Origin of the sequence: Microcoleus sp. D2_18a_B4 (assembly GCF_036702475.1) — a bacterium.
Classification (GTDB): Bacteria; Cyanobacteriota; Cyanobacteriia; order Cyanobacteriales; family Microcoleaceae; genus Microcoleus.
Map to the genome: position 1 here is coordinate 1 of NZ_JAUBTL010000121.1, position 5,731 is coordinate 5,731.

The 5,731-nt window shown below is 49.3% G+C and carries 3 protein-coding genes; all 3 read left to right on the forward strand.

Going from position 1 to position 5,731, the window contains the following annotated elements:
* Positions 1-609: 609 nt before the first annotated feature.
* The 3 genes from QUB04_RS32085 to QUB04_RS32095 all read left to right on the forward strand — a co-directional run bounded on the left by QUB04_RS32085 (position 610) and on the right by QUB04_RS32095 (position 5,563).
* Complete coding sequence (locus QUB04_RS32085; RefSeq protein ID WP_333290705.1) at positions 610-2,823, forward strand: hypothetical protein; 2,214 nt, start codon at positions 610-612, stop codon at positions 2,821-2,823.
* 47 nt (positions 2,824-2,870) lie between these two features.
* Complete coding sequence (locus tag QUB04_RS32090; protein WP_333290706.1) at positions 2,871-4,862, forward strand: DUF3685 domain-containing protein; 1,992 nt, start codon at positions 2,871-2,873, stop codon at positions 4,860-4,862.
* A gap of 215 nt (positions 4,863-5,077) precedes the next feature.
* Entirely contained in the window at positions 5,078-5,563 is a 486-nt protein-coding gene (locus tag QUB04_RS32095) for a CRR6 family NdhI maturation factor (protein WP_333290707.1), read from the forward strand.
* Positions 5,564-5,731 lie beyond the last annotated feature (168 nt).

The window sequence follows — 5,731 nt, forward strand, 5'->3', positions numbered from 1 at the left end:
GTCCCGCCCGTCCTTTTTGGACGGGCGGGACGCCCATCCCACAATCTTGTGGAAGTTATTTAATTCTCATTCCTAAACCCAAAAAATCAGTTCTACCGGCTACACGTAAAAGTGTGAACCAAATCCGGCTGTAGTCCCCCCTTGATTTTTTAATCGGCTTGGAGGAGACGAAAGTTTGTGTATTTGCGGTTTCAACCGCTGAGTCTGATAAGGGAATTTCTGATCCGGATTTAATATTAGACCTTAGTTGAATCCCTCTCCCAATTCATCTGTGGAGTCAAATCTAAAATCTAAAATCTAAAATCTAAAATCTAAAATTGATGGACAGACGGGGCTTTATACTGTTTTTTCTGCTAAACGGCCCCGGAATCTGTGAATAATTGTTTGATAACTGGTATGATTTACGTGCTTCTTGAGCCTAAAATGCTCGGAAGCAACCAGTGGGGCCAGACACGAACCTCACTATAAAACACCGTAGAGGGAAAGATTGCCAGTACCTTGAAGGAAGTTCTCGATCTCCTTAACCGGAGTCAGAAGCCGACATCACAATCTATGATTTGATGTGGGAGTGTCACGTGAAGAGTGCGCATTACAGGACAGGCTGAAGTAATGGCGAGACGACAATCTGACCAATTCCACACACCACCGCAATACAACCCATCCCCTAAACCGACGGCACAGTTCAGTGCAGAGGCGACAGGCGATGCGAGTTCCTTCGTAACGGCGCAGCCAACCGAGGGAAAAAGAACTTTTTGGCAGTGGCAGCTTATCTGGCTGAGTCTCCTGGTGGGATTTGGAGTAACCGGTGCCGCTGCATTTCTGTGGTTGCTGACGATGCCGCCACCGCCGAATTGCCAGCAACTGTCGCCACTGGCGGCGGACGGAGAGCGACTTTACTGCGCTCAACAAGCTGCTAAGTCGGGCAAGCTAGAACAGATAGAATCGGCAATGGCCTTGGTGCAGGCTTGGCCGAAAGAACATCCGCTATACTCGCAAGGTCAACATTTGATAGGGGAATGGTCGAAAGCCATTCTGGGATTTGCCAGGGCAAAAATTGAGAAGGGCGATTTGAAAGGTGCTCTGGAGATTGTGGCGAAAATTCCGAAAACCAGTCGGTCTTACCCAGAGGTAGAGGAGGCTGTGACTGCTTGGGAAAAAAATTGGCAGGAGGGCCAAAAACTCTACGATACAGCCCTAGCAGCTTTGAAAAGTGAGGATTTAAGGAAAGCCTGGGATTATGCTCAAGCTCTATTTAAGCTGGAAAATATTTTCTGGAGTCAGAAGCGTTACAACGAGCTGATCCAGCAGATTTCTTTGGAAAGAAACGGCTGGCAGCGCTTGCAAGAGGCTAGAGATTTGGCGAAGGACGAGACTCCGCAAAAGTTCGCTGAGGCAATCGTCCTGGCTCGCAAAATAGACTCGCAGCTTTTTGCCCGCGCTAAAGCTGAGAAGGAAATTGAGGGCTGGAGCCGGACTTTGCTGGCAATGGCTACTAAGCGGTTGGCGGCGAAAGACCTGCCGGGGGCGATCGAGGCTGCTTCTGTTGTGCCACAGGATTCGCTACTGTTTGCGGAAGCTCAAGATTTGATGCAGTTGGGTAGGGCTCAGGCAGTGACGTGGAACCAGTCGATATCAACTCCGCTGCCACAACACATTTTTAGCTTGCTGGAAGGGCAGGGGGCTGCTAGCAAAATAGCTCCGGGTCGCCCTCTGTACAAGCAAGCTCAAGTTCAAATTGAAAATTTGCAGGTGCAGTTTCAAGATTTGCTGCGGCTGCAAGTGGCGAGCACGATCGCTAGTTTCGGTCACATAGGGACGTTTGGACTCGCGATCGAGCAAGCGCAAACCATCGGACTCAAGCAGCCGCGGCGGATTCACGCTCAAACTTTGGTGGCTTCTTGGCGCCGGGAAATTGAGCGGATCGAAGACCAATCTTTTCTGACTCTGGCGAAGCAGTTGGCAGAAGCGCAAACGGTTGAAGGACTAAAGGGCGGCATCGCTCAGGTAGTTCTGATTGCTCAAAACCGCCCTCGCAGGATAGAAGCGCAAACTCTGCTGGCTCAGTGGACGAAACGCATAGAAGTTATTCAAGATCAGCCTTTTTTGGATGAAGCGATAGCCCTGGCGAAGCAAGGAAAACTTAGTGCTGCTATTGAAAAAGCTTCGCAAATTAAGAGCGGTAGGAGTTTGTACGCGAAAGCTCAGGATAATGTCTATCAGTGGGTGAGCGAACTGCAAGTTGCTCAAGACAGACCGATTCTCGATCGAGCTGCGGAATTGGCATCTCAAGGCAGTCTAGGAGCGGCGATCGATACGGCTTCCCAAATCGGTTACGGTAGGGCGCTGTATTCAGAGGCAGCAGGTGCGATCGGGCGCTGGAGTGCTGAACTTAGAGCCAACAGTGCACCGCCGCCGGAACCCGCTCGCGATTACGCGCCGGAACCCGCTCGCGACTACGCGCCAGCTCCAGCAGAGGAGTACGCGCCAGCTCCAGCAGAGGAGTACGCGCCAGCTCCGCGACAGGAGGAGTACGCGCCAGAGCCAGAGCCTTACTATCCGCCTGCGAGAGAAGAGGCCCCGGCTCCCGAACCTTACAATCCGCCTGCTCCGGAGCCGGAACCTTACTATCCGCCCGCGAGAGAGCCGGAACCGGAACCTTACTATCCGCCCGCGAGGGAGCCGGAACCTTACTATCCGCCCGCGAGAGAAGAGGCCCCGGCTCCGGCTCCGGAACCACCTCCTCCGGCTCCGGCTCCAGAACCGGCGCCGCCCTCGATTCCTGAATCGGCTGGGCCTCCTGATGCTAATTTGATCCCCGAGTAATTGGGTTTTCGCGCGATCGCTCTCTAAAATCTCCAATCTAAAATCAAGTGAGTAATTTCCAACTGCTGACGATCGATGGCGACCCCATTTTCCGGCTGGGGCTGCGAGTTGCTTGCGAGCAGTATCCAGACTTGCAAGTTGTCGCAGAGGTTTCAACGGGAAAGGAGGCTTTGCGGGTTCTAGAAGCTCGCTCGATCGGCTCTGAAACAGCCAAGAAGCCTGGAGATTTGGCAATTTTGGCTGTTGAGACTTCAAATTGGCGATCGGGTCAAATAGAGGCGCTGGCCTTTTGTCGCGAACTCAAAAGTTTGTACCCCAACCTGCCCCTGTTGCTGCTAGGCGGGCCGCTGACACCGGAGCTGTTGGTCCAGGTACAGGCTGCGGGCGCGAATGGCTATTGTCCTAAAGGTAGAGATATTTCCCTGACAATCGAAGCTATTCGCGCGGTGGCATCTGGTTGCACTTATTGGGCGACGGATGCGGGAGCTAACTCGGAAATAGAACTAAATGCAGCGGTGGTTCAAACAGTAGAAAACTCCGCAGCAATTGCAGATAAAAATGCAGATAATTCGACAGTTGATACGCCAGTACACAAAAAAATGCTGGCTCATTTTTGTCTTTCTGGACTACGGGAAATAGATGCAACTTTGGCGGTTGTCCAAGCTGATTTGCAAGAGTTCAGAGCCGCAAATCCGACAGATTTGCCCTCTATTTTAGATGGGGTTGTACTCAGTGGGCGCCGCAGAGAATTGCTGGCAGCTCGCTGGATTGTCAGTCAGTTATTATTTGAAGAAAAAGGGGAGAAGGCAGAAGGCAGAAGGCAGAAGGCAGAAGGAAGAAGGAAGAAGGAAGAAGGAAGAAGGAAGAGGGGAGAAGGCAGAAAGCAGAGGGGAGAAGGCAGAGGGGAGAAAGAAGAAATTAGAGGCGAGAATTTGTTAAATAATTCTCAATCGCAATTAGCGCATTCCCAAGTTTCGGCTGAATCTTTGGTGGTTGCAACTAATTGGCAAGGTAGCTTGTTTGACTCGGCGGCAGCTAAATTGCAATTTGATTTGGTGAATTTGACTGGCTTGCCTTTGGAAATTGATATTTTGCGATCGACCAAAAAGCGTGAATTGATGAGTTGCATCCTGCGGAAGTTAAAGGATTTGCTGGAGGAATTGCGCTTTTCGCAAGTGCAGCCAACTCAATTGTCGCAAAAAATGCCTGCTATTTTACGGGATTTGTGGGAGGCGACAATCATAGATTTTTTTGGCAGATACTATACAGTGCCAACGGGAGAAACTCTGGTTCTTGAGGGCAGTCAAACAAGCTTGAAACTGGGAGAAAGTCAAGAGGAAAGCGCTGCTTATCTCTTGGCAGGCAGCGGCGTAGAAGTTGTGCCGATGCTGCTGGCAGATGCTGATGTAGTTGCAGCAGAAATCCTTGACAAAATACCGATGACAGTTGATTTGTTTGCACATTTGCTATTTGAAATTCCTCTAACAGTTGACAATATTTCTTGTTTGGCTGGCAGCCCGGAAGCAATGCAGCGATCTGAAGCTTTGTTGGAAAATTTGGCAATTCAAGTTGCTAGCGGAGTGATACAGCCTCTACTAAATAATTTGGCAAATCTTGAAGAAATCAAGCAAATTTTTTACGATGGTAAGTTGATTTCGACGCGAGAAATTGAGAGATTTCGGAATGATTTGTCGTGGAGATATAGCTGGGATAGATATTTTGTGGAACCGAAAGCTATTTTTGAAAGCAGGTTTTGGCTGTTTGTTTTGGGCGATTCTGGAATTAAGAGAATTTCTATTTATGCTCCGAGAAATCTGGAGTTAGCACAGCTTCCTGGGTGGCAGTTAGCCTTGACTTTGCTGCTGGAAACCAGGGATGCGATCGCACCTAGAGTTCGCGCAGTTATTTCCCTGTTGGGTGCTGGGGTTGTTTACGTTTTGACTCAGGTTATAGGCCGGGGAATTGGTTTGATTGGGCGGGGAATTATCCAGGGGATTGGTAATTCTTTGCAGGATAGCAAGTTTGGGAAAAATGGGTAATTGGGAATTGGGCATCGGGAATTGGGGATCGGGCATTGCTAATTGATAATATTGATAATTGGGCATTGGTAGTGATATTATAGGTAGGATATATATGAGATGTGACACCATTCTCAATAACCTGTAGGGGCGGGTTTTTCCAACAATATTTGGTTGAGATCGATAGTCTCATAAACCCGCCCCTGCCCAACTTACTGCTATAGGGTTGACTTTTTATGAGTATTATGATATCGATAGATGCCGATCGCATAAACAGTTTAGATTTGTCTCCCGTGGGGACTGTGATTGAAAAGTGGCTGGCAGAAGGAGCGATCGCCCAAAACGAACAACAGCTACAATTTGAAATTGAGTATCCGCGCGAAGAGTTAGATCCGCGAGAAATTTCGGAAATTCCCGAAGTGCGGCTGTGGTTTATTCGCTTGGATGCTTGTTATCCTTGGCTGCCATTTTTGCTGGATTGGAAAGGGGGAGAATTGGCGCGCTATGCGGCGATGTTGGTGCCGCACCAGTTCCACCGCACCCAAGGTATTCAGTACAATCCTGAAGCTTTGGAAATGTTTTTGATGAACAAAATTTTTGTGTTGACTGATTGGTTGAATCAGCAGGGAATTCCCAGTAAATCGAAGTTGATGGCGATGTCGCAGATGTTTGGTTATGATTTGGAGGATGCTTTTTTTGATGTGATCCTGCCACATCAATAAGCTGTAAGTAAGCCCACCTAAATTGTATTTTTTGGGCAGGCGGGACGCCCAACCCCTACTCCCCACAAGAAGTCGCTCAAACTTGACTGTTAAGGAATGAGAATTAAATAACTTCCACTCTTGAAAGTGGGATGGGCGTCCCGCCCGTCCAAAAAGGACGGGCGGGAC